General features: G+C 55.1%; 16 protein-coding genes. 9 read left to right on the plus strand and 7 right to left on the minus strand.

All coding sequences use genetic code 11. From position 1 onward, the window contains the following. Positions 1-1,302, minus strand: coding sequence for a hypothetical protein (locus tag RHM61_RS11030; protein WP_322247366.1), 1,302 nt, complete (start codon positions 1,300-1,302; stop codon positions 1-3). A gap of 168 nt (positions 1,303-1,470) precedes the next feature. On the opposite strand from RHM61_RS11030, the gene RHM61_RS11035 reads away from it, so the two are divergent. From RHM61_RS11035 to RHM61_RS11065, 7 genes are read left to right on the plus strand one after another with little or no spacing between them, the layout of a single operon-like run. Further along, positions 1,471-2,247 carry a hypothetical protein gene (locus tag RHM61_RS11035; protein WP_322247367.1) on the plus strand — a complete coding sequence of 259 codons (777 nt, stop codon included), beginning with the start codon at positions 1,471-1,473 and terminating at the stop codon, positions 2,245-2,247. A gap of 6 nt (positions 2,248-2,253) precedes the next feature. Further along, complete coding sequence (locus RHM61_RS11040) at positions 2,254-3,744, plus strand: cytochrome c3 family protein (RefSeq protein ID WP_322247368.1); 1,491 nt, start codon at positions 2,254-2,256, stop codon at positions 3,742-3,744. Beyond that, a complete protein-coding gene (locus RHM61_RS11045) occupies positions 3,741-5,732 on the plus strand; it encodes a heme-binding protein (RefSeq protein WP_322247369.1) in 1,992 nt (663 codons plus the stop codon). Before RHM61_RS11040 ends, RHM61_RS11045 begins: the two co-directional genes overlap by 4 nt. A gap of 29 nt (positions 5,733-5,761) precedes the next feature. Then, the gene (locus RHM61_RS11050) at positions 5,762-7,741 is read left to right on the plus strand and encodes an SH3 domain-containing protein (protein ID WP_322247370.1); all 1,980 of its coding nucleotides are present in this window, start codon (positions 5,762-5,764) and stop codon (positions 7,739-7,741) included. Further along, a complete protein-coding gene (locus RHM61_RS11055) occupies positions 7,738-11,535 on the plus strand; it encodes a hypothetical protein (RefSeq protein ID WP_322247371.1) in 3,798 nt (1,265 codons plus the stop codon). The genes RHM61_RS11050 and RHM61_RS11055 overlap by 4 nt, the downstream gene beginning before the upstream one ends. Beyond that, complete coding sequence (locus RHM61_RS11060) at positions 11,532-12,899, plus strand: multiheme c-type cytochrome (RefSeq protein WP_322247372.1); 1,368 nt, start codon at positions 11,532-11,534, stop codon at positions 12,897-12,899. Before RHM61_RS11055 ends, RHM61_RS11060 begins: the two co-directional genes overlap by 4 nt. After that, positions 12,892-15,336 carry a cyclic nucleotide-binding domain-containing protein gene (locus RHM61_RS11065; RefSeq protein WP_322247373.1) on the plus strand — a complete coding sequence of 815 codons (2,445 nt, stop codon included), beginning with the start codon at positions 12,892-12,894 and terminating at the stop codon, positions 15,334-15,336. The genes RHM61_RS11060 and RHM61_RS11065 overlap by 8 nt, the downstream gene beginning before the upstream one ends. Before the next feature lie 21 nt (positions 15,337-15,357). On the opposite strand, the gene RHM61_RS11070 is transcribed toward RHM61_RS11065, so the two are convergent. The 4 genes from RHM61_RS11070 to RHM61_RS11085 all read right to left on the minus strand — a co-directional run bounded on the left by RHM61_RS11070 (position 15,358) and on the right by RHM61_RS11085 (position 19,380). Continuing rightward, positions 15,358-16,128 carry a 3',5'-cyclic-nucleotide phosphodiesterase gene (locus tag RHM61_RS11070; protein WP_322247374.1) on the minus strand — a complete coding sequence of 257 codons (771 nt, stop codon included), beginning with the start codon at positions 16,126-16,128 and terminating at the stop codon, positions 15,358-15,360. Positions 16,129-16,159: 31 nt separating this feature from the next. After that, on the minus strand, positions 16,160-17,683 hold the full coding sequence (locus tag RHM61_RS11075; protein WP_322247375.1) for a mechanosensitive ion channel family protein: 1,524 nt from the start codon (positions 17,681-17,683) through the stop codon (positions 16,160-16,162). Between the two features lie 21 nt (positions 17,684-17,704). Beyond that, positions 17,705-18,184 (minus strand): acyl-CoA thioesterase, encoded by a 480-nt coding sequence (locus tag RHM61_RS11080; protein WP_322247376.1) that lies wholly within the window; start codon positions 18,182-18,184, stop codon positions 17,705-17,707. Between the two features lie 140 nt (positions 18,185-18,324). Next, positions 18,325-19,380 (minus strand): patatin-like phospholipase family protein, encoded by a 1,056-nt coding sequence (locus tag RHM61_RS11085; protein WP_322247377.1) that lies wholly within the window; start codon positions 19,378-19,380, stop codon positions 18,325-18,327. A 224-nt stretch (positions 19,381-19,604) separates the two neighbouring features. Between RHM61_RS11085 and RHM61_RS11090 the strand changes: the two genes are divergently transcribed. Together RHM61_RS11090 and RHM61_RS11095 are read left to right on the plus strand one after the other, a co-directional pair. Beyond that, positions 19,605-20,240: a YbhB/YbcL family Raf kinase inhibitor-like protein gene (locus RHM61_RS11090; protein WP_322247378.1), complete on the plus strand. Its 636-nt coding sequence runs from the start codon at positions 19,605-19,607 to the stop codon at positions 20,238-20,240. Between the two features lie 101 nt (positions 20,241-20,341). Then, positions 20,342-21,550, plus strand: coding sequence for a multidrug effflux MFS transporter (locus RHM61_RS11095; protein WP_322247379.1), 1,209 nt, complete (start codon positions 20,342-20,344; stop codon positions 21,548-21,550). 21 nt (positions 21,551-21,571) lie between these two features. Here the strand turns inward: RHM61_RS11095 and RHM61_RS11100 are convergent, their stop codons facing one another. Together RHM61_RS11100 and RHM61_RS11105 are read right to left on the minus strand one after the other, a co-directional pair. Further along, complete coding sequence (locus RHM61_RS11100) at positions 21,572-23,605, minus strand: alpha/beta hydrolase family protein (protein WP_322247380.1); 2,034 nt, start codon at positions 23,603-23,605, stop codon at positions 21,572-21,574. A gap of 54 nt (positions 23,606-23,659) precedes the next feature. Next, a complete protein-coding gene (locus tag RHM61_RS11105) occupies positions 23,660-26,266 on the minus strand; it encodes a TonB-dependent receptor plug domain-containing protein (protein ID WP_322247381.1) in 2,607 nt (868 codons plus the stop codon). Between the last annotated feature and the right edge of the window lie 94 nt (positions 26,267-26,360).

The raw sequence follows: 26,360 nt of genomic DNA on the forward strand, positions 1-26,360 counted from the left end.
TCACGGCAGCACGGTAGCGATGCGCAACAGCACATCTTGCTTACCGACAGCAACGTCATCGAGGGCAACAAACCAATCGCCAGCTTGCTTGCCCGGTGTGCCGCTCATCGAGATGCGCGCTTCCAAGCGGACTTTTTGCATGCTCGAGAGCTTCTTGGCTGGATTCATTGCCTGACTGTCGTCGAGCTGGAACGACAGGGAGTTACTTTCCAGTAATTTGCTGGCGGGAAAGCGTCGCGCCGCCAGTGGCATGGCCGTGCCGTCCGGCGCTTTGGCGATGATGAACAAGGTGGCGCTGGCCGGCAGCCCGGCGCTGCGCCAGCGCTGTTGCAATTCCTTGCTCACGCTGACTTGTCCGGCGAGGCTGGTGGTCGCTGCCGCAGGTGCCGGCGCTGCCGCAGCTGCTGCAGTTGCAGCAGTAGTAGCTGCACGGCGCACCGGTAAATCGGCCAAAATCGCATCGATTTGGGCGATGTCGGGGGCACCGGCTGGGAAGCTGGCACGCAGACGGCGCCAGTAGTCGGCCGCCAGCTCGATATCATTGTTTTGCATGGCCGCAGTAGCTGCCAGCGACAAGGCTTTGGCATGGACCGGATCATTTTGCAGCGCTTGTTGTATCAGTTGCAGTGGTCGTCCAGCCAGTATTTTGTTATTGCTCATCGCTAATACGTCGGCCAGGTCGGCCAGGATGTCGGGATGCCCCGGTGCCAACAGCAAGGCTTGATCGAGTGCTTGCGCTGCGCCGCTGAAATTGCGCTGCAAGGCGCGCGAGCGCGACAGCAATACCCAGCCTTCGAGATTATCCGGTGCGGTTTGTAATTTTTTCTCTAACTGCGCAATCCGCTGCTCGATCGGGTCGCTGCTGCCCGGATGTTTGGCGCTGTCTGGCATGCTCGCTTCGTTTGATACGGTCGACACGCTGGCCTCGGTAACGGCGTCGGCCCCCGGCGATTGCCAGACGCGGCTATCCCACTGTGTCGTCAAAGCATAGATAGCGAGCGCCAACACCGCCACGGCGGCGCTCAGTTGCCAACGCTGATCGGGGCCATCTACCGCCGCAACGGGGCCGCGTGCCAGTACCTGATCGGCTAATTGCGTCCATTCTTGCCGCAGCAGTGTTTGAGTGTTGACTGGTTGCAACACTTCTTCTTCAATTTCCAAACGCTTGGCGAGCATCAATTTCCATTCCGGCGAGCCCGATGCCGCGTTGCGCAAGAGGGAAATGGGCTTTTTCCAGATCAGACACAGCAGTCCAACGATCAAAGTCAGCAGGAGTGTTGCAAGAAAGAAAAAAATGATCATGAAGTGTCGGGTTTTTTGGATGTAATTGACGTAGAGCAAAGTATAATTTGCTATTTTCTTATTCATACGGCAAATAAAACTGCCCTCGCGCCGCAAAACAGACGCTAACTTAGAGCACTTTCAACTATGACGCAAGACAATATTTTATCCTTTGGGAAATTAAAATATTTGAAATTAGCTTTGGCTTTGATGGCGCTTTGCATCATCTTGTACGCCTTTGATAATCCACCGCTCAAACCCAATGGCGGCACGCCGCTCGGCTACGGACTCGGAACCGTGGCGGCCTTGCTGATCTTGTGGTTACTCGCTTTCGGCATGCGCAAGCGCGCCTACCATTCCACCCTCGGTACGCTGCGCGGCTGGTTGTCGGCGCATGTCTACTTGGGCTTGGCCTTGACCGTGGTGGCAACTTTGCATACCGGTTTTGAATTCGCTTGGAATATTCATACGCTGGCCTATGCCTTGACGATTGCTGTCATTCTCAGCGGCTTCTGGGGTGTGGTGCTGTATCTGCGGCAACCGGCGATGATGGGGAATTTGCTGAACGGCCAAACTTTGCAGCAATACGGGCAGAGCTTGCGCGATCTTGACGATGAATGCCGTCAACTGGCTGGCACCACGACGCCAGAGATCCAGGCTTGCTTGGCAGAATCGGCGCGGGCGCATATTTTTGATGCTTATTGGCAAAGATTTACCGGGCGCAATCGTCACTGTGCGACCCAGCAAACGTTGACGGCACTCGAGCAAAATCGCGCCGAGCGCACGCCGCTGTTGCAAGAAATTTACACTTTGCAATTTCGACGCTTGCAGCAGCTCAATCGTATTCGCGCCTATGTACGCCTGAAAAGTTGGACGGAAGTCTGGCTCATCGTTCATGTACCGCTATCGTTCGCCCTGTTGGCCTGCTTGATTGCCCATATCGTTGCCGTTTTCTTTTACTGGTAGGTCAAGATGCACAGTACCCCTGACGATGCGATTTCTGCGGAAATATCGCGGCTGCAAAAACCGCTGGCCGGGCGCCGCTGGCTTTCCTGGGTTTTGTTTCTGGCACTGATCAGTGCCTGCTTACTGGCACCGATTGCCGCCGGTATCTGGCCCGATCAATTTGCGGCTATGCATGCCGGTCAGTATTTCAAGCCGCCTGCGAGCGCGGCCGAGATTAGTGCTGCTAAGCATGCTACCGCACCGCCGCCACGCGCCGCCGCCCCCACTTATATGCAACTCGATGCCAGTTGGAATCCTGGTCATGTATCGAGTTCTCATCAGCCTTGGGCCAATGATTGTAAAGTTTGTCATGCTCAGCCTTTCGTGCGGGTGCAAGATAAAGAGTGCTTGAGCTGTCATAAAAACACCGGCGACCATGTCCCTCAGCATACCGCCAATGTTGCTGAGCTGCATGAGGTACGCTGTGCCACTTGCCATCGTGATCATCAAGGTGAATTTGGCTTGGCGCAGCAAAATAAACGTTACACGGCAGTTGCTTGCAGTAGTTGCCATGCCAATATTAAAGCCAGTTTTGCGGCTACGAAAACCGAGAACGTCAGCGATTTTGCCACCGGCCATCCGGCTTTCCGTATTCAAACGGCGGATGCCGCCGGCATCTTGGTGCGGCAACGTCAGGACCATCCCTTATCGGAAAGCACGACGCTGAAATTCCCGCATGACGTGCATGTGGCCAAGGCTGGGGTAGCCAGCCCGGACGGTAAAGTAGTGCTGGGCTGTGTGGCTTGCCATAAGCCCAATGCCGATGGGGTGGGGTTTGTCCCGGTGACTATGAAAAAAGATTGCCAGAGCTGTCATGCGCTGAAGTTTGAGCCAGCCGTGTCGCAGCGCGAAGTGCCGCACGGCTCGGTATCGCAAGTGTTGTCGACTTTGCGTGAATTTTATAGTTATGTCAGCGTCAATCGGGTCGCACTCGACCGTCGGCCAGACCTGGTAGCACCATTTCAGATCCGGCCCGGTGGCACGCATACCCAAACCGTGGCCAGTTTTATCGATGCCCCTGGTGATGCACGTAGCCGAGCAGTGGCGGCGGCGACCGATTTGTTTGAAAAAACCTCCTGCGTGGTGTGTCATCAAGTGAGTCGTGTCAATACGCCAGGTCAAGCCGGTACACCGGGGCAAGATATGCCACAGTGGAAAATTGCCCCATTGGCAGCAGCCCATAGTTGGATGCCGAAAGCCGCGTTTGATCACAGTAAACATGCTACGGCGCAATGTGCAGATTGCCATAAGGCTGCCAGTTCAAGCAAAGCCGATCAGGTGTTGATGCCGAGCATCAGCGATTGCCGTACCTGCCATGCCGGCAACACGCCGGTACCGAATAAAGTGCGCTCCGATTGTGGCTTATGCCATGGTTTCCACTTGCCGGCCGCGAGTGCCGCTTCGATATTGAGCAAGACACATGTGCCAGCACTTGCGGCGGAAAAGATAGTCCCATGATGAATCACTCGAGTTTCTTCCAGCCGCGCGCCCGCTTGGCCATGGCCTTGACTTTGCTGGCCGCTCTGTGTGCTTGCGGTGGCGGCGGCGGCAGTGCCGGCAGCAGTGCCGCCGTCAGCAGCGGATGTCAATTCACGATCTCATCAGTGCCGCAAGCTTTGACGGCGGCCGAGGTCGAAACCATCATCGCTCAGGCCGTGCAAGCGGCCGTCAGTATTCATGCCAAAGCCACGGTCGCGGTAGTCGACCGCTCTGGGAATGTGCTGGCGGTATTTAAAATGACGGGCGCTGCCGATACCATCAGCATCGGTTCGCGCCTTGGTGTGCCAGCGCAAGGCTTGGAAGCGCTCAATGGCATCGTGCCATCGGAGTTGGCGGCCATCGCCAAGTCACTGACTGGTGCGTATCTGTCGTCTTCCGGCAATGCTTTCAGCACCCGCACGGCCAGCTACATTATTCAAAACCATTTCGCTCCGGAAATTTTACAAACTGCCGGTGGCCCCTTATTCGGTGTGCAGTTCAGTCAATTGCCATGTGGTGATTTTGTTACGCGCGGCATTGTCGACAGTGTTGGCCCCAAGCGTTCTCCGCTAGGCTTATCGGCCGATCCCGGTGGTTTCCCCTTGTATAAGAATGGCCGCGTGGTTGGTGGTATCGGTGTCATGGCCGATGCGGTCTATGGGCTCGATAAAACGCCGTCCGCTGGCAATACCGATATCGATGAACGTATCGCCCAGTCGGCTGGCAAAGGTTTCGAAGCGCCAAGTTGCATTCGTGCCGAGCGTATCACTGCCGGTGGTTTGGCCTTGCCATATACGAATGCCGATGCGGCATTGATCGCGGTCAGCGCGCTCAGTTTGCGCGATGTCAGCGTAGCCGGTGCCGGGCAGTTGTCGGCGGTGGCGACATATTATGATGCCACGTCGATTCGGGCCGGTCAGGCTTTTGGTACGGCGGCTTCGGGCTTTGTGGCGGATGCCTCGGTGTTTCAGACGCAGAACGGCTATGTGCTCAGCGATAGCAGTGGCGCGCCACGCTATGCGCCCAGCGCTTCGCAAACGCCAGTAGCCATCGATCAAGGCGGCAGCGGCTTGAGTGCGGCCGAGGTAACAGCCTTGTTGCAGCAAGCACTAGGTGTGGCGAATCAAGCGCGTGCGCAGATTCGCAGTCCGCAGGGATCGGCGGCGCAAGTCAGCGTGTCGGTGGTCGATCTCAACGGCAAGCTGCTCGGGCTGACTCGCACGCCTGATGCGCCGGTATTCGGTACCGATGTGTCGCTGCAAAAAGCACGCACGGCCGTGTTCTTTTCCTCGACGCAAAGCGCCGCCGCGCTGAACGCACAGCCAGCCTTGGCCTATCTGGGCGGGACGGGATTTGCAAACGGTGCGCCATTCAGCTTAGCCAGCAAATATGTAGCTGGGGCGCAAACGTTTTTCAATCAGTCGTATGCTTTCGCTGATGGTACGGCTTTTTCAGCGCGCGCCATCGGTAATATTGCACGACCAAACTTTCCGGATGGCATTGATGCCAATAGCAATGGTCCTTTGGCCCCAGCTTTGTCGCAGTGGAGCGTGTTCAATGATGGTTTGCAGCTTGATTTGATCTACAGCAGCTTGATCGAAGCCATCACGCAACCAGGTACGGCGAATAATAATTGTAGCGCCAGTGGCAGTCCGGCCAATACCGGCATCGCCGCATTGAAAAACGGTATACAGATTTTCCCGGGCGGCTTTCCTATTTACCGTGGCAATACCTTGATCGCTGCCATCGGTGTCTCTGGTGATGGTGTCGATCAAGATGACATGATTGCTTTCCTTGGGGTGGCGCGTGCCGCTGCCGCGTTGCACAGTGGTTTCGGCCATGCGCCGGCCGCCATGCGCATCGACAGTGTGGCCTTGCCGCTGTCGGGTTTGCGTCTGCGTTATGCGCAATGTCCGCAGGCACCGTTCAATGCTAGTAGTGAGCAAAACGTCTGCGATGGCTTGTGATGCATAAACCGCTGCTTCTTAGAATGATGATGGCAGCACTGTTTTACAGTGCTGAAGTGGCGGCGCAAGAGACGCAGCCGGCATTTACGCAATTGCAAGTGCAAGCCGCTACGGTATTGGTTCGCGGCGCGCCAGCGCGCAGCGCCGAGGCGATGGCGGAAGTCGCGCGGGGGAATTTGCTCAATGTGTTGGAGCAACGCGGCGACTGGTATCGGGTGGCCTTGCCTAGCCAACTCAGCGGTTGGATACAAAATGTGCCGGCCGAGTATGGTCAGATGGCCTTGTTCATCTTTCCCGCCGCGCAAGCGGCCCGCTTCCTTGATGACACTGCCGCGGGCGGCGTCGATAGTGTGCGTCCCGGGCATGTGCCTATGCTGCTGACACTGCCGCCGATAGACAGTGCCCAAGTCGCGCCACCGCAAGCCGACTTGCCGCGTGAAACACAGGCCGTAGCGGATCGCTGGCGCTTGATGCAGGCGCTGGGCTATAAATTTCCGCTCTACGATCCGTATAATCAAAACCCGCTCAAGGGGGATATGCCTGTCCTCAAGAGTCTCGGGAATGAACTGTTCTTTGAGTTAGGCGTGGTCTCTGAGACTAACTTTGAAGCACGCCGCTTGCCCACGCCAGTGGCGGCACAGGTGGCGATACGAGCGGGGGCCAATGATATCTTCGGTGCTGGGCAGCAAACTGCTTTGGCGCAAAACCTGACCCTGAGTTTCGCTTTGATCAAGGGCGATACCACCTTCCGCCCACCGGATTTTGAATTCCGCTTCGTGCCTGTATTCAATTTTAATCATGCTTCTGTGCGAGAAGCTGGGGCGCTGAATATCGACCCGGGCAAAGGGACGACGCGCAACGACCAGTTTGCCGCTGTGCAGGAATTATTCGCCGATTTCCATTTGCGTAATGTCTCCGAACGCTTTGACTTCGATAGTATGCGCATCGGCATACAGCCATTCAATGCCGATTTCCGTGGTTTTCTATTTCAGGATGCACCGTTCGGGATACGTGTTTTCGGCAACCGTCACAATAATGAATTTCAATACAATCTGGCTTGGTTCCGCCGTATAGAAAAAGATAGCAACAGCGGTCTCAATGATCTCGGCAAGGGTTTGCGTCACGATGATGTGTTTGTCGCCAATCTGTACCGGCAGGATTGGCCTATGCTTGGCTTTACTTCGCAGTTCAGCGTGATTCATAATCGCAACCGTGAAACCGAATTTGCTTACGACAGCAATGGTTTTCTGGTGCGCCCGGCCGCGGTCGGCGATGTGCGCCCGCATAAGTACCAAGTTACTTATCTTGGTTATAACGGCGACGGCCACTTCGGTCGCTGGAATCTGACTGCTTCGGCCTATGCCGCCCTCGGCACCGATGAACATAATCCTATCGCGCAAAAGGCGCAGCAAATCCGTGCCGGCTTTTTTGCCGCTGAATTGTCGCGCGATATAGACTGGCTGCGCGTGCGCGGCAATGTTTTGCTGGCCACTGGCGATAAAGATCCGAACGATAACAAGGCGACCGGCTTCGATGCCATTTTGGAAAATCCCAAATTCGCCGGTGCCGACAGTACTTTCTTCGTGCGCCAAGCCTTGCCCTTGATCGGTGGGGGTGGGGTGGCGCTTGCTGGTCGCAATAGCCTCTTGCCTTCACTGCGTTCTTCGGCCGATGAAGGGCAATCGAATTTCGTCAATCCTGGTTTGGCCATGGTCGGCCTCGGTATCGATGCCGATGTCTTGCCGCAATTGCGACTGTTCAGTAATGTGTCATATCTGCGTTTCATGGAAACCAGTGTGCTCTCGCTGTTACGCAATCAAGCCATGCCTTCGGCTGTGATCGGCACCGACCTCTCGGTCGGCTTCCACTGGCGCCCTTACTTTACCCAAAACCTGATCGTCAATGGCTCGGCTTCCGTGCTGCAACCGGGGGCCGGCTTGCGCGCCCTGTATGGCGATGGGCATGGTAGTTTTTATTCCGTGGCTTTAAACATGGTACTGACATTTTGAAAATCCTTCGCCTGCTCCGCCTTTCCTTGTTCGCGTTGTGCTGCCTGCTGTTGGGCGGCGTGCCCTTGCTCTGGTCCGCACCGGCTGCTGCGTCGGACGGTGCCAAACTGGTCGAACGCGATTATCACATCGCCCCAGCCGCGCCGAAAGCACAAACTGCTGCCCAAGCCGAAGCCAAATCGGCCGGCTGCATGAGTTGCCATAGCGCGACCGACCGTCATACCATGCATGCCAATCCGGCGGTGGTGCTCGGGTGTACCGATTGCCATGGTGGTAATGCGAGTATCACGCACACTGGCGCGACCAAGACGCCACAGTATTGGAAGGCTTTGGATGCGGCGCATATCATGCCGCGCGATGAAAAATTCTGGAATTATCCATCTTCGGCTAATCCGCAGCATTCGTTTGCGCGTCTCAATAAAGAACATCCGGCCTATATCCGCTTCATCAATCCCGGTGATTTACGCGTTGCGCGTGAAGCCTGTGGTAGTTGTCATTTACCTGTGATCCAGGCGCAAGAACGCAGTTTGATGGCAAGCTCGGCCATGCTCTGGGGCGGGGCCAGTTACAACAATGGGATTTTGCCGTACAAACGTTATGTACTCGGTGAATCGTATACCCATGACAGCCAACCCGGTACGGTGATCAATCCTGTGCGCGTCGATAACGAACAGTTTGTGTACAAGGGCATACTCGACCGCCTCTATCCTTTGCCCGCCTGGGAAACTATCCCGCCGGCCGACGTGTTTCGCGTGTTTGAACGGGGCGGTCGGGTAATTTCGAGTCAGTTTCCAGAAATCGGTTTGCCCAATGTTTCCGGTACCTTGCAAAAACTCGATGAACCGGGTCGTCCTGATATCCATCAATCGAATCGTGGCCCCGGCACCGGCAGTCGGATTGCCGTTCCGGCGATCAATATCACCAAGACCCGTTTGAACGATCCGCATCTGTGGTTCCTCGGCACCAATGACCAGCCTGGCGATTATCGTTCTTCCGGTTGCACCGCCTGTCATACCATTTACGCCAATGACCGCGACCCCAAACATTCCGGGCCATATGCCAAGTTCGGTAACAATGGCACGAGCGCGAGCATCGATCCGACCATCCCTAAAAACGAACCCGGTCACCCCTTGAGCCATGCCTTCACGCGCGCGATTCCCTCGTCGCAATGCATGGTTTGCCATATGCATCAACCGAATGTCTTCGTCAATTCTTTCTATGGCTACACCATGTGGGATTACGAATCGGATGCCCCGCATATGTGGCCGGAGAAGCAGAAGTACCCGACCGATGCGGAATTGCGCAGCAGTTTAGACCGTAACCCGGAAGAAGCGGCCGCGCGCGGCAAGTGGAATGAGCCCGAGTTCTTGAAAAATGTTTCTGAACTCAATAGCAAGCTCAAAGACACCCAGTTTGCCGATTACCATGGTCATGGCTGGAATTTCCGTGCCGTGTTCAAACGTAATCGTAAAGGAGCATTGCTTGATGCCAAAGGCAAGATCGTCTCCGATGATGATCCGGATAAATTCAAGAAAACCGTGCATTTGTCCTCGATACACATGGACCTCGGCATGCATTGCGTCGACTGTCATTTTGCCCAAGACATGCATGGCAATGGCCATATTTACGGAGAAGCGGCGGCGGCGATTGAAATCGATTGTGCCGATTGTCATGGTACGGCCAAGAAATATCCGACCTTGCATACCAGCGGCCCGGCGGCGCAACCGGGTGGCCTCGATCTGACCCTGCTCAAGACGCAAGATGGCCGACGTCGCTTTGAATGGCGCGAAGGAAAACTGTATCAACGCGCCGCGCTCGATCCCGATAAAGAGTGGGAAGTCAGCCTGGTGCGCGACAGCGTTAATCCCGAGCATCCTAAATACAATGCCAAGGCGGCACGTGCCAAGTTGATGGCGGCCGGGCCAGAAGGTCGCGCCGGGCAGTGGGGCCCGGGCGTGGCGAAATTCGCCCATGATGATGACAAGATGACTTGTTTCACTTGTCATCTGTCTTGGACTACCAGTTGTGCCGGTTGCCATTTGCCGATTCAAGCCAACTGGAAAACCGAACGCAATCATTACGAAGGCGGCGAAACGCGTAATTACGCTTCGTATAATCCGCAGGTAGTGCGCGATGACATGTTCCAGCTCGGTATCAGTGGACCTGTGAAAGGCAGCAAGGTCACGCCGGTACGTTCGAGCTCGGCCTTGGTGCTGTCGTCGACCAATATCAACCGCGAAAAAATCTACATACAGCAGCCACCGATCGCTGCCAGCGGCTTTTCTTCGCAAGCCTTCGCACCGCATTACCCGCATACGGAACGCAAGGAAGAAACCAAGACTTGCAGCGATTGCCACGTATCACAAGACAACGATAACAATGCCATCATGGCGCAATTGTTGTTGCAAGGCACGAACTTCGTTAATTTCATCGGCTATAACGCTTGGTTGGGCGAAAGCCGTCACATCGAAGCGACCACGGTGACCGAATGGGACGAGCCGCAAGCGGTGATCGGCAGTTATTTGCAGCGCTATGCCTATCCCGATTGGTTCCGTCGCCATCAGGAACATCTTGGTGAGCTGACGGAATCGCACGATCATGGCACTGATGACGCGGTCAATTGCTTGCAATTGCGCGGCGAATACATGTTCGTGGCCGAAGGCAAGGGCGGTTTCCGTGTTTATGACACCGCCAACATCGTCAATAAAGGCGTGTCGCAACGCATCGTCACCGCGCCGTTTTCGGCGCTCGGGCAAGGCACCCACATTGCTTCGAAAAACGCCACCTGCATGGCCTTGCCGACCAATCAGCCTATCGCACCGACGCGTAACAGCGGCGATTTGATGCGTGTGACCAATCAGGAACAAGCTTTCCATCCTATCTATCACTATGTCTTCATTACCGATGCCGAAGAGGGCTTGATACTGAGCAATGTTGATACCTTGGCCGACGGCGAGCCGCGCAATAATTTTCTCACCCGCGCGCTGACCTGGAATCCGCGTGGCTTGTTGACCGGTGCGCGCCATATCACGCTCGGCGGGCACTACGCCTACATCACCACGCCGGCCGGCTTGGTGATTGTCGACCTCAATGATCCGCTCAAGCCACGCCATGTGGCGACAGTGCCGCTCGATGATGCGCGCGCCTCGGCTTTGCAATTCCGCTACCTGTACGTGACCGATAAAACCGGCTTGCGGGTGATTGATGTGACGCAGCCGAGCAAACCGGTGTTACAGGCGAACAGTGTGCCCTTGCAGAATGGCCGAAAACTGTATCTGGCCCGCACCTATGCCTATGTCGCTGCCGGGGCGCAAGGTCTGGCCATCATCGATATCGAAAAAGCCGACCAGCCGACCCTGTACCAACTGTTTACCGCCGACGGCAAGCTCAATGATGCGCGTGACGTCGTGGTCGGCAGTACCAATGCCTCGCTGTTTGCTTATGTAGCCGATGGCAAGAATGGTTTGAAAGTCTTGCAATTGACTTCACCTGATAGCCAACCGCGTTTTTATGGCTTTTCACCGGAACCGAAACCGCAATTGATCGCTTGGCGTCGCACTGCCTCGGCGGCCTTGTCGCTGTCGAAAGGTTTGGATCGTGACCGCGCCGTCGATGAAACCGGCAACCAAATTGCCGTGTTCGGACGCATAGGTGCGCGTCCTTTCCTGGCCAAAGAAATGGAAAAACTGTATATGCAGCCTGACGGCCAGATTTGGAAAGTCACCGATACGATACGGATGCAAGACTTTGTCTCTGGAAAGCCTGCCATAACCATGCCGAAAGGAAGCAAGTGAGAGCGTCTATTTCCCTTTCAATGATCGTGCGCATACTCTGCGTGCTGGCGCTGGCAAGCGGTGTTGGCGCTGCCAGCGCCGCTAACGATGCCGTCTTGCCGAATGTGGCCACCGCACAGACGGTCGGCAGCGTCAATTGCGCCAGCAGTACTTGCCATGGCTCGGTCACGCCTTGGCAGGACAGCAATGTCTTGCAGAATGAGTACACCACCTGGGTGCGGCTGGATAAACATGCCAAAGCCTATAACGTTTTGCTTAGCGACAAGTCGCGCAAGATTGCCAGCAGCCTCGGTCTCAAAGAACCGGCGCAGCAAGCCAAAATCTGCCTCGATTGCCATGCCCACAATCCGGCCCCGAAACTGCAAGGCGAACGCCATCGAGTCTCGGAAGGCGTGGCTTGCGAAGCTTGTCATGGCCCAGCCGAAAAATGGATCGCCTCCCATACCGTGGCCGGCACCACCCATGCCGAGAATGTGAAAAATGGCCTGTACCCGACCGATCGTCCGGTCGAACAAGCCAAGCTGTGTTTGTCTTGCCATTTCGGTGATGAAAACCGCTTCGTCACGCACCGCATCATGGGTGCTGGTCACCCGCGCATTTCCTTCGAACTCGAAACCTTCGCCACCATCGCTCCGGCGCATTACAAAATTGATGCCGACTGGCATCAGCGTAAAGGCGAATACGACAGTAACCGGATTTGGGCCATCGGTCAGGCACTCGCGGCCAAACAATTACTCGATACCTTGGTCGATCCGAAACGCGGTCGCGACGGTTTGTTCCCGGAATTGGTTTTGTTTGATTGCCATTCCTGTCATCACCCTATGAGTGAAAAGAAAGCCTCGCCGCGCTTGGGCGTCGGTCCTGGGCGCATGCATTTGAATGACAGCAATTTGTTGATGTTGCGTGCCATCATTGCTGCCGTCGACAAGCCCGGTTCGGCCGCTTTCAATGAGGAAGTCGCGCAATTGCATCGTTCCATCGCCGGTAACAGCAATGCCGATCCGCTGGCGCTGGCGAAACAACTCTCGTCGCACATCGGCCGCTACCTGAATGTTTTAGAGCAAAAGCAATTCGATCCAGCGCTGTTGCGCGAAGTCTTGCGCGCCTTGGTCGCCCAAGCCGCCGCCGGCAGTTATGCCGATTACGCCGGTGCCGAGCAAGCCTATATGTCGATTTCGAGTTTGACCGCTTCGCTGTCGAAACAAGGCGCGCTGACTGGTGTGGCCGACATCAACCGCCGCTTGGCGGCGCTGCGTAAAACCCTGATCAATGAAGAGCGTTATCAGCCCGAGCTGTTCAGTGCCGAACTGAGCGGCTTACGTGGCCTCATTCCTACTCCGGCCAAGCAGGCCAACCATGACTGAACCACTTATGCCCGCACAAGACACGCCCATCTACGATCTGATCATCGTCGGTTCCGGCCCGGCCGGTTTGTCGGCGGCAGCGCGCGCCAGTGCGCTCGGCAGCGCGCATTTGCTGCTCGAAGCCGATACCAAGCACGCTTCCGATACCATCTTCAAGTATCAAAAAGGCAAGCATATCATGGCCGAGCCGGGGATCTTGCCCTTGCGCAGCGACATGAGTTTTAGCGTCGGAAAACGTGAGCAATTGCTCTCGACTTGGGATGCCGAACTGCTCAAATTACAGGTTAATATCGCCTACGGCAAGCGCGTCAATGCCATCGATCGCGATGCCAGTACCCAATTGTTTACCGTGCGCAGCGAAGATGGCAGTACTTATCTGAGCAAGAGCGTCGTGCTCGGCATTGGTTTGCAAGGCAATATACGCAAGACCGGCACACCGGGCGAAGACCATGCGCGCGTGCAGTACACCCTGGCCGACCCCGACGAATTTGTCGGTGAAACCATCATCGTCATCGGTGCCGGTGACGCCGGTATAGAAAACGCGCTGGCGCTGGCCAATCAGAATAAAGTTTATCTGATGAACCGCGGCGATGAATTCGTCTTTTGTAAAGATGGTAATCGCAGCCTGATTTTAGCGGCAGAAAAAAGCGGCAAAATCACTATCTGTTACAGCGCCAATACCGTGCGCATCGAAGACAGTCAAGGCAGTGCGCCGCTGAACTTTGTGTTCAATGGCAAAGAGGGGGAGACCAGCATCCCTTGTCATCGCGTCATCGCGCGCCTCGGTGCCACGCCGCCACGCAAGTTGATCGAAAGTTTCGGCATCGTTTTTCCTAACGCTAACCCCACCTCGGTGCCGGTTTTATCGGAAAGCTATGAATCGAATGTGCCGGGTCTGTACATCGTCGGTGCACTCGGTGGTTATCCGCTGATCAAGCAAGCCATGAACCAAGGCTACGAAGTGGTGCACACCATTCTCGGTCAGCCGGTCGAACCGGTCGACGAGCCGCTGTTGCGCGCCAAATTCAAAGCCTGGAAACCGGCTGCCAGCGTTTCGCTGGTGATCGACAGCATCATGCAGAATGTGCCCTTGTTCAAAGGCATGTCGAAGTTACAGTTGCGTGAATTTTTGCTCGAATCGAATTTACTCACGCCCACCGCCGGCAGCGTCGTGTTCAAGAAATTTGATTACACCAATACCTTTTATTCTGTGGTCGAAGGCTCGGTGGACGTCGAGGTGGTCGGTGCCGATGGCAAGCCGAAAACCATTACGCTGGAACAAGGCAAGTATTTCGGTGAAATGGGTTTGATTTCCGGCCGCCGTCGCAGCGCTACCGTGCGCGCCGGTCAAGCCTGTGTGTTGCTGGAAACACCGCGCCGCTCCATGCTCAAACTCATTTCCGCCGTCGACGATGTACGTGCGCAAATGGACGAAGTCTTCGTGCGCCACGCGATTGCCAATTACATCGGCCCGATGTTGACGCCGGAATCGATCGATGCCCTCATTGCCGGCAGTGTGCAGATGCGGCGCTACAATACCAATGAAGTCTTGTTTCGCGATGGCGACAGTGCCGACGGCCTGTATCTGATACGGCGCGGCTCGGTCACCGTGTCGAAATTGAGCGAAGGCAAGGAACGCATCCTGTCTTATGTGTCGGCCGGCAACTACGTCGGTGAAATGGCCTTGCTCAGCGATGCGCCCCGTTCCGCCACCGTTACCGCCACCGTCATGACGGAAGCCCTGATACTCAATGGCGAATCATTCAAGCAGCAGTTGGCCGCCAACCCCGCCTTGCGCGTGGCGATAGAAGCAAAAACCTTGCAGCGCACCCAGAACAATGTGATGCTCGAGCAAAGCACCGGGCGCGAGAGTGATTTGATGCGCTTCTTGCTAGGTCAAGGCGTCGGTGAAGCGTCTGATGTTTTGCTCATCGATGAGTCGCTGTGCATACAATGTAATAATTGTGAAACCGCCTGCGCCGAAACCCATCAGGGTACCTCACGTCTCAAGCGCGAACTCGGCCCCAGTTTTGCCAACATCCATTTGCCGACCGCGTGCCGCCATTGCGAACATCCGCACTGCATGAAAGATTGTCCGCCCGATGCCATCAGCCGCTCGCAGCAGGGGGAAGTCTTCATCAGTGACGCCTGTATCGGCTGCGGTAATTGCGAACGCAATTGCCCATATGGCGTGATCCAAATGGCGGTGCAAAAGCCGCCGAAAGCCGGCGGTGGTTTATTGTGGACTTTGTTTGGTCTTGGTGCCGCACCGGGTCAACGTCAAGCTGATTATGATCCGAATGCCTTGAAAAAAGCCGTCAAGTGCGATCTGTGCAAGGATTTGTCGGGCGGGGCTTCCTGCGTGCGCGCTTGTCCTACCGGTGCCGCGATCCGTATTTCACCCGAGCACTACTTTAAAAACAATAGCCTGCGCTGAGCCGCGCGCAGGCAGTGGCGATCACAGTTCAAATACTTGATCGTGCAATAGCATACGCGGCCGATGGCGGCCGCTGAAAGCGGCGATTTCGGCGGCGATATGCTCGAATTGCCCGGGTTTGGCATGGGTGACGAATATCTCGACGGCCGCATTCAGTTGCAATAATTCCTGTTCCAGCAAGCTCGGGCACAAATGCTTGGACAACAGCGCCAATTCGCGCTCGGCGTTTGGAAACGCCGCTTCGATAATTACCTGGCGTAAATTCGGCACCGCGTTGAGCGCTTCCCACAGAGCGCTGCAACAAGTGGTGTCGCCGCTGAAGGCCAGACTGGCGCGGCCACTGTCGAGCAAATAGCCAACTGCCGGCACGGTATGCTTGGCTGGCAGGGCGGTGACGCGACGACCACCGCTCAATTCCACCGCCACACCCTCAGTGATCGTGTGAAAGCGCAGAAATGGCTGGCTAGGCGAAGGAATCGTGCTGAAATCGGGCCAGATATGCCAATTGAAAATATGCGTTTGTAACACTGCCAGCGTGGCCGCCGTCGCATGCACGGTCAGAGCGCTGCTGCGTTTATCGCCGACACTGTCTAAAATAAATGGTAGGCAGGCAATATGATCGAGATGCGCGTGCGTGATAAACACATGATCGATTGCCGTCAGCGCCGCCAGCGACAAATCGGCACTGCCGGTGCCGGCATCGATCAAGACATCGTCGTCAAGCAGTAGTGAAGTGGTGCGCAGGGCCGGGCCGCCGATGCCGCCGCTGCATCCTAGTATTTGTACTCGCATCGTGCTGCTCCCCTTGGAAATGTTGTGCCCGTCACGCGCTTAATTTGAAAAATTGCTTGATACTGCTGAGTAATTTTCCATGTTGAACCTGCTCGGGTTTGATATTGACTTCATGAATTTTCAGTAATTCCTGATTGCGTTCGCTCAGCAATGCCGCCATTTCCATGGCCAAATCGGGGCGGCTTTGCATGAGTGCATCAAATACCGGTTTATCTATCCGGTAGCATTCCACATGTGTTTTCGCCGTCACCGTGGCGCGGCGCGGTTCGCCCGTCATCAAACCCATCTCACCGAACACCGTGCCGGCACTGAGCGTGGCCAAGTGGCGTCGCTCGGTGGCGCTGACTTCATAATTGACATCGGCCTGACCGCGCACGAGCAAATACATCCAGTGGCCGACATCGCCTTGTTTCGTCATCACATCATTGCGCGCAAAAATATTTTCCTTTACCGCCGTCGCCACTTGCAATAATTCTTCGCGACTCAGGGTGGAAAACAAATGCACTTGTGCCAGCGTGCGGATACGCGCTTCTATTTTGTCCTGCAATTGGGCGGCGCGGCGTTCGCTGGTATCATTGGCCAGGTTGATATCCATGCATGGCCGACCCATTTCAAAACCCTGACCTTGGCGTTGCAAACAGGCATAAATATGCTGCCGTATTATGGAGTCGGTGCTTTCATCGGCCTGCGGTAAGCTCAACCAATAACGCACCATATACTGGGTGGAACCCTCAGCAAAATCGAGCACCAAACATTGCGGCAGTGGCGATGTGGCGACATGCTCAATATGCGCCGCGCGCAGCGCGCTTTCGATCGCTGCCACCACGAGTTGCGGTGCCACGGCAGCGCTGCTGCTGAAACGCACCACGCGCCGCCAGTTCGGACTATCCGGACTGCTGAAGACTTCAAACTTGGAACGCATCAGTATGCTGTTGGGAATGATCACACGCGAACCATTATTCATCCGCACCGCCGTATGGCGCCAATGCACCTCGACCACGCAACCGCGCACATCATCAATCCGGACCCAGTCACCGATGCGTATCGAATTATCGAGTTGCAGGGCTAAGCCACCGAGAATATTCCCCAAGGTATCTTGCATGGAAAATGCCAAAATACCGGTGATCACGGCCGAGGTCGTCACCACCCCGCTCAAATTCAAGCCGGCGTAACGCAAGCGCAGCAAGCCCCAGACGATGCAGCCCAAGACCAAGACAATATCTTGCAGAATACGCGGCGCTTTGATACGCATGGCCGGCAACAGCAAGCGAAACAGCAGCACACTGCTGAGACGAAGAAACACCAAGCCCCAGCCGATGGTGCTGCATTCCTGCACCAACAAGGCCGCGTCCGACCAACCGAGCAGCGGCATATAACTGGCACTCAGACTAAGCAATACCAGCAGGGCCGATAACAGTAAATTACTTTTCAGTAATTTTTTTCCATCTGTCAAAGTTTTCAATAACAGCAATTGCAATAGCAAGGCCATCACGATCGCCGCACTCAGATCGAGATGATCAGCCAACCAGCCACTCTGAAAAAACGCATACACCATGCCACTCTCCAGAAAGACTGATTACGATTTCTTTTTACCGTGCAATTGCTGACGCGATAATTTGCGCTGTCCCGCTTGCTCATGACGGCGCTTCTGCTGTGGCGTGATCACTTCCAGCGGCGGCACCGCGGTCGGCTTGCGGTTGGCATCGACCGCCACCATCGTGAAGTAACAACTGTTGGCATGCCGAACCTGACGTGCCTGTATATTCTCGGTCACCACCTTGATACCGACTTCCATGGAACTGCTGCCGGTGTAATTGATCGAAGCCAGAAACGTCACCAGCTCACCGACATGGATAGGCTGCAAAAACATCACCTGATCGACCGACAAGGTCACCACATAGCTGCCCGAATAGCGGCTGGCACAGGCATACGCGACACTATCGAGATATTTCAGGATAGTACCGCCGTGAACATTGCCGGAAAAATTCGCCATATCAGGCGTCATCAATACCGTCATGCTCAATTCATGTGGTAACCAACTCGGGGAATTCTGCATCTTTACTCCAGGGGTAGGGGGCAAGGTCTGCCAGGGTAGGTGGCGCGGGCCTTGCTATAATTATTGTTCAGAAGCATACACGTTGGGCATGATGGGCAAGCAAAAAACCAACATACTTGCAGCATTGCCACAACACTGCTTTACATAAACTCTTTTTCCAAATCGACGCTGGAGCGCTGATTCAGATCATTGAAATGCTGTTTCAACCAAGCGCTCGCGCAAGCACGGCCGCGATCCCGCAGCATACATAAGAAATCCCAATCGCTGTCCATTTTGCTGGCGGCCGATAAATCCGACATCGCTTGATCGGCGCGTACCGAATGGATCAAGACATATTTCATTTGTTTCAGGTACTCATCTTTAATCCAGCCATCGTCCATCATTTTCTGGACAAAATACACGGCGCGTAATTCCTTCATCAAGGCCGCATTGAAAGTGATTTCATTGAGACGGTTAGCGATATCGCCGGCCGTCGTCGGCACGCCCGGCCGCTCGATAGGGTTAATATGCACAATCACCACATCGCGTGAATCGGTGTGGTAAAACAGCGGATAGAGCACCGGGTTACCCATGTAACCGCCATCCCAATAATGTTCGTCACCGATCTGCACGGCCTGAAATAATTGCGGCAGACAGGCCGAGGCCAGCACCACATCGGCGCTGATTTCATCCGTATGGAATACCTTGGCCTTACCGGTACGTACATTGGTTGCGCAAATGAAGAGCTTGGTCTGTGCCAAACGGTCCAAGGCTTCGAAATCGACCTGGGCTTCCAATACGGCGCGCAAGGGATTGGCATTGTGCGGATTGAGTTGATATGGCGAAAACGTATCGGTCAGCATCTTCATGCCACTGTGGACCATGGTTTGCAGCATATTGCCGCCAAACAGGGCATCGAACGGTGTCGGTTTGATCGCATACTTCTGACCGGCATCCGAAATGGCTTTCCAGAAATCATGTAATGCAGCCCGTGCGCCATCATTGCCCTTGATCTTACCAAAAGCGTAGACCACGGCATTCATCGAACCGGCGCTGGTACCGGAAATTCCCTCAATCTCTATACGTCCATCTTCAAGAAACTTGTCCATCACCCCCCAGCCGAAAGCGCCATGCGCGCCACCGCCTTGCAAGGCCAGATTAATACTCTTGCGCTCGGCGGTCATCGGTGTTGCTTGGCTTGTTTTTGCTGCTTTCATGCGGTGTTCTTTCACATCAGTTGAACTGGCGTAGGAATCAATGTGGCGGCGCTGCCAAGGCAGAGACAGTCCGGTCAATTATTGCTTAAATGCATACTCGCCGAGTATACCGGAAGCCGTCTTCCTGGTGGCGACTGATCGTCAACCTTATCTGCACAGCAGGGCTATAATCAAGTTTCTCGCCGCGCCACTGCGGCACAACAATTTTATCGGGAGCCAGCAGCATGAAACTATCGAGCGAAGCATTTGAAAACGACGGCCTACTGCCGCCAGCCTACGCCTTCGGCAAGATCGATCCGCAGCAGCACGTGGCGTGGTCGTCGAATCGCAACCCGCCGCTGGCGTGGAGCGATGTGCCGCCGGGTACACGTTCTTTCGTACTGCTGTGTCATGATCCCGATGTCCCTTCGCGTGGCGACGATGTCAACCGTGCCGATCGACAAGTTCCGGCCGATTTGGCACGCGTCGATTTTTTCCATTGGACCCTGATCGACCTGCCTGCCACGCTGCGCCACATCGCCGCCGGTGCCTACAGCGATGGCGTGACGCCACGCGGAAAACCCGGCCCGGAGCTGGCCGACAGCAGCGCGCGGCAAGGCCTCAACGATTACACCGGCTGGTTTGCCGGCGATGCCGACATGGCGGGCGAGTATTTCGGTTACGACGGTCCGTGCCCGCCATGGAATGACAGCATCGAGCACCACTATATCTTCACCCTCTATGCCCTCGATATCGCGCAATTGCCGCTCAGTGATCGCATCGATGGTGCGACGGTGCGCGCCGCCTTGGCCCCGCACATTCTGGCGCAAGCCCAAGTCTGTGGCCGTTACAGTCTCAATCCGGCCTTGTCCGCAGCATAAACGGGCCGGCCCTTGCGCCGGCCGCATTTTCGTATTCGTCCTATAGCTTGCCAAGGCGCTTGCTGATACCGTTGTTGTGATCATCACCAAAGGACAGCGGTATGGATACGCCTGCTCGACGCCCCGTCCCCGTACTTTTTTTGCTCGGTGCCCTGTGCGCGCTCGGCCCGCTGGCACTCGATTTGTACTTACCGGCCGCCGCTGCCTTGGCGCTTGAGTTCGGTGCTGAGCGGCCGGTCGTCGCGTGGTCGGTGGTCAGTTATTTGCTCGGCATGGTTTTCGGTCAATTGTTGTATGGTCCGTTCAGCGACCGCTACGGCCGCAAACCGCCGCTGCAAGTCGGCTTGCTGATCTATACCGTGGCGGCGCTCGGCTGCATGCTGGTCGACCGTGCCGACGGCTTCATTGCCTTACGTGGCTTGCAAGGACTCGGTGCCTGCGCCGGCATGGTGATTGCGCGTGCGGTGGTGCGCGATCTCAGCAGCGGTGCCGCGGCGGCACGGCTGTTTTCACAACTGATGTTGGTCGTCAGCGCGGCACCCTTATTGGCCCCATCGCTTGGTGCTTTCTTGCTGCAGTATGGCGGCTGGCGCGCTTTGTTCGGTGTCATGGCCGGTTTCGGATGGCTTTGTCTGTTGGCGGTACGCTGTGCGATGACAGAAAGCTTGCCGCCCGAACGACGGCTGCCAGCGAGCTGGCGTTTAGCGTTTCGCAATTACGGCCTGCTCATGCGCGATGAGCAATTTCTTGGCTATACCATTTGTAATGGCTTGGTGCAGGCCGGCATGTATGCTTACATCGCCGTGTCGGCACCGCTGTTCATCGAGGAGTATGGCCTGAGCCCGGCGCAGTACGGCGTCTTGTTTGCCGTCAATTCACTCGGCATGATCGTGGCGGCGCAAGTCAATGTGCAATTGATCAAGCACTATGCATTGAGCAACATCGTCTCGAACACGCTGGTGTTTTTGCTCGCCTTGGTCTTGCTCGGCATGCTGACGCTGAGCGATGGGACCCGCTTGCCACTGCCCGTGCTGCTCGGTGGTTTGTTCTGTTTTCTCAGTTGCATAGGCTTGATCGCTCCCAATGCCGCCGCGCTGGCGCTGGCCGCACATGGCGCACGTGCCGGTACCGCCTCGGCCTTGATGGGCACATTATTATTCGCCATCGGTGCCGGCTGCGGCATCGTGGTCAGCCTGTCCGACGCCGGCGCGGACGCTGCTTTGCGGGAGGCGATCGTTATTGTCACGATTGCTGCTGCCGCGCTCGATTGTTGGATGCGCTGGCCGGGCGTCACGCCTCCTCATGCTTGAGACGCGCCGGCCAGCGACAGCTTATTTCTTCTTCAAACAGTCGGCAAAGAATTTTTCACCGCGACGATATAAATCAAACACGCTGACATCACGATTGAAACCATGGCCTTCCTCGGCATACACTTTATAGTCGAGTGACTTACCGGCTTGGCTCATCGCATCACGCATTTTTTCTCCATGAATCAAGGGTACGCGGCGATCATCCGAACCCATGCTCAACATAATCGGTCCACGGATGCGCTGGGCATTTCTGGCAGGCGAACGCAATTCGAACAGCGCGGCATCGGCCTTGGCATCGCCCACCCATAAGCCGAATTCATTGGCAAAATAACCGCCGGTCGCCACATCACCGGCTTCGGCCGTGTCAGACCAAGTGACACTTTGCAATAAGCCCAAATCGGAGACTGCCACACTGGCATCGGCGCATTGCCAGAGCTCAGGATTTTTTACCATCCCTTGTAATGATGCATAGCCGCCATAACTGCCGCCCAACAGTCCCATCCTCTGCTTATCGACTATCCCTTCTTGGACCAGGAACAAGGCCCCGTCGGAGAGATCGTCTTGCATGGTGCCACCCCATTGCTTCCAGCCAGCCAAGTAATTTTTTCGCCCAGAACCGACCGAGCCGCGTGGTTCTAATTCCAACACCGCATAGCCGCGCGAGGCGAAAAATTGCGCTTCCGGCCAGCGTCCCCATGATTCGCTATGGTAGCCGCGTACCATCGGGCCGCCATGGACGTTGACAATCAGCGGCAGATTTTTGGCTTCAGTATGGCGCGGCGTAGTCAGGTAACCGTAAATCGGCAGGCCATCGCGCGCTTTGAAGGCGATCGGTTTGCGCTCAGCCATCAGGGCCGGCACCACCCAATCGCGTTCCTTGAGTAAAAACTCCAGCGATTTTTTTTCCGCATCATAGAAATAATAGCTGCCCGCATCCACATCCGAACTCGCGCGTACCAAAGCCTTACTACCGTTTTCACTGATGCGGATGGTGTTGTAACTCGCTGGTAACGTGGCATCGATGGCGGCAGACATGGCCTTATTCGGACTCTCACCGAACCACACCCGTGTCGGTGTCAAGCCTTGATACACCAGACCATAGACGCGCCGATTTTTCGGATCGGGATCGCGTATCAGGCGTGCATCGGCCGATTCGCCGTCGACATCAAACACCGCATCCTCGGCCACCACTGCACCAAATTGCTTGCTCGTGGTATCGTATTTATACACCGCCATTTTGTCTCGGCCATCACGATTGCTCGCGACGTAGAGGGTGCGGTCATCATTATCAAAGCCGAGAATATGGTAGCTGACGCCATCGTTGTAACTCGATGACTCAAACAATTTTTCCCATTTATCGGAATTGACTGGCAAATGCCAGTAAGTCGTCATTTGGGCTTGGCCTTGCGCTACTCGCAACTCTTCGCGGATGGCGATGCGCGGACGATCTTTGGTATCGAGTACCCAGCCGCTGGTACGCCCCGGTGAATCAAAACTGAGGAATTGATGGCGACGGGTTTTGAAATTGAATCGATACACATCTTCGAATTCGCGGCTACGGCCATTCATCGTCACCATGGCAATCGGTGAATCCCCGCCTTCATGACTGAGAATGCTGGTGATATGGATAGCATTTTTTTTATCGCCATTGGTGCTCTCGAGTTCCTGCACCTGCGCTTGCTCGACATCGTAATAATACGCACCCTTGTAATTGAAACGACCGGAGGCATCCTGGCCATCGGCCACCTTAAAGAGTAAAAATTTATTCCCTACCCATTCCAGCGAAGCCACATCGAAGCGCTCCGAACTGGTGATGATTTGCGCCTTGCGTGTGGCGATATCGATCAAAATCAAATTGCCGCGGGTTTTTAATGGCACCACGGCCGCCAGTGTCTTCCCATCTGGCGATAAGCTCAAACTACGATAATCGACGCGCTTGAAAAATACTTCCACCGGAATATCGGCGGCCGATTGATACGCAGTCGCGGCCATACTCGCCGCTGCCCATGCCGCCAATACCGCTGTCGCAAGGGCGCGACGTACTGTTCGATTCACATACATTGCCTGTCTCCTGAAAAAATCGGGAGCCTGCGCTCCCGACCAATTAGCTTACTTGAAGGTGTATTTGAGCGTCGCTCCGAAGCGGCGTCCGAACGGATTCGAGTAACCCGGGTTATACGGGAAGGAACCGTTATTGAGTGCGCTCCTGGCATCGAACGAAGGGCTGGCATTGAAAATATTTTGAACGCGTAAGCTCAGCTCGATGTTTTTAAAACCCTTATAACCGGTGAACCAATTGAATTGCGAAAAATGCTGGATCTGGCAATACGACTGCGAACCGCCGTAAATTTTATCGAGCTGGCAGGTATCTGTCGGTGAAGCGTTGTAGCTGTAACCCGAGGTATAGGTCATGGCCACTTCATTGGTCCACGGGCCTTTTTCCCAAGCCACGGCCACATTGCCACGGAAACTAGGCTGATCGTAAGTACCGTTGTAATTGACGGTAGGGCTGTCCGGGAACGGTGTGCTCATATACTCTTTAATGAAATTGAGTTGTGAACGGAAATTCAGCGTACCTTTGTCGCCCAAATGGGCTTTCCCTTTGAAATCAAGATCGATACCGCTGGTACGGGTTTTACCGATATTAATGTAAGGCAGAGAAATCGCTGAAATATCGCCGTTGGCATCGCGTTGCGTGATGAATTTGGCAAAATTCGGATCATTTTGATTGGTCAGCAAATAGTTAATATCCAAGGAACTGATTTCATTGGTGCGCTCGATCCGGTAGTAATCAAGCGTGATGCTGTAATCCTTGATCGGTTCCCATACCAAGCCAGTGGTGAAGCTGTTCGATTTTTCCGGCATCAGGTTTTGATTACCAGAAATATTGGCCAGCACCGATAAATTACACGCCGTTTCGGTACCGGTTACGCAGCGTGCCGGATCGGTAATCCCGTTGTAATACCCAACCGAAACAGCCGGCGACACTTCCCGAAAATTCGGTGCACGGAAACCGCGTGCCGAGGTGGCACGCCATACCAAGTTAGGCAAAATATTCCATTTGATGCCCAACTTCGGTGTCACCGAGGTACCGCCGACACTGTAATTATCGTAGCGACCAGCGGCTGAAATTTCTACCGTTTTCAACACCGGCAGATTGATTTCTGCATACGCCGAAGAGGTCGTGCGGCTTTCCGTCGGCAATGCTGGCAAACCACCGGATCCGAATACATTACCGCTGGCAAATTGTGGATCATCGATATCGCTGGTGCTTTCACGACGATACTCAACACCGGCAGCCAAGCCGGCCGAGCCGCCCGGCAAACTGAACAATTCCGAATTACTGACTTTAAAATCGATGAAATTCGATTTGTTTTGACCGCTGCGCTGCAAGTTCGGGGAAATCGCCGCCAACACCGAGGGCGCATTCGCACCACCCGGAACATAGCTGCCGTTGGCCAGCGCCGCCTCCATCTGATCCGTCAAAATCAAACCGGTCGAGTTGACTGTTGCCTTACTGCTCAGATAACCGATGGCGCTGTCGTATTCCCAATTTCCCAACACACCTTTGAAACCGCCGATCAAGCGCGTTTCGGTATCGGTCACAGCGATGCGACGTTGACCCAAATCACCAGCGCGGTACAAATAGCTATTCCCACCGGCTTGCAACTCACTATTGTCATTATTGTAATAAAACTGCGGATCAAAATGCAAATCGGTATTGATTTGCGTCACGCCTGCTTCAAAGAAAAAACTGTGATTGGCATTGATTTCATAGGTCCCGCGCGTAAACAAGGAATCGCGCGAAGACTTGGGAACGGCAGCCGTACTGTCAAAGCTATCGAGCACACAGCGCGTGGTGCCGCTACGCACCGCTAAATTGGCCGGATTACACGGGCCATTCGAGACAAAGCCGGCCGGGGTAGAGATATTGCCCGGATACGAATACGAACTGCGCCGATCGCCGCGGCTAAAGCCCATGCCGCGATAATCCTGAGTATGATAGGCATTGATATCGCGCATCAATAATTCAGATTGATCATTGTGTTCGTAACTGCCGAAGACATTGAATTTATCGGTGGTGATATCCCCCATGCCATAGCTGAGATTGACCGTGCCATTACTGCCTTTGCCATTCTGATTGGTCAACCCGCTGACACTGACTTCGGCACCGGTATAGTCTTTACGCAACCAGACATTGATTACCCCGGCAATCGCTTCGGAGCCATAAATTGCCGAAGCGCCATCGAGCAAGACTTCGATACGATCGACCGCACCGACCGGGATACTATCGAGATTGGCGAACTGCGATTGAAAACCAGTCAAACCGTACTGAGCAATACGACGACCGTTCACCAACACCAGCGTGGCACCACTGCCCAAACCACGTAAGGAGGCGGTTGACGCGCCGGGTGAAAAACCATTGTATTCCACGCCGCTCAAGGAACCGGTATTATTCGAGGAAATACTTTGTATGACACTCGACAAACTGCTGGCACCGGAACGTTCAATTTCCGCTCGACTGATAATCTGTATCGGCGAGGCCGTTTCGGTATCGACACGCTTGATGTTAGAACCGGTGATTTCCACCTTCTGGAGTTTATTGTTCTCGCTCTCTGTTTGTGCTTGCGCATACCCACTCAGCAACAGGGTGCCGGCGATGGCACTGAGGGCAATCCGAACACACAGGACATTCTTTTTTTCTGGAAATTGCATTGATGAAATTCCTTGAACATGACTAGACAATGAGCGAGGCGAAGTGAGAACGCCTGAGCTGGCTTTTGGGGGAGAGATTGTTTTTCCGCTTCCT

Source organism: Undibacterium sp. CCC3.4 (assembly GCF_034347425.1).
In the GTDB taxonomy this organism is placed as follows: Bacteria; Pseudomonadota; Gammaproteobacteria; order Burkholderiales; family Burkholderiaceae_D; genus Undibacterium.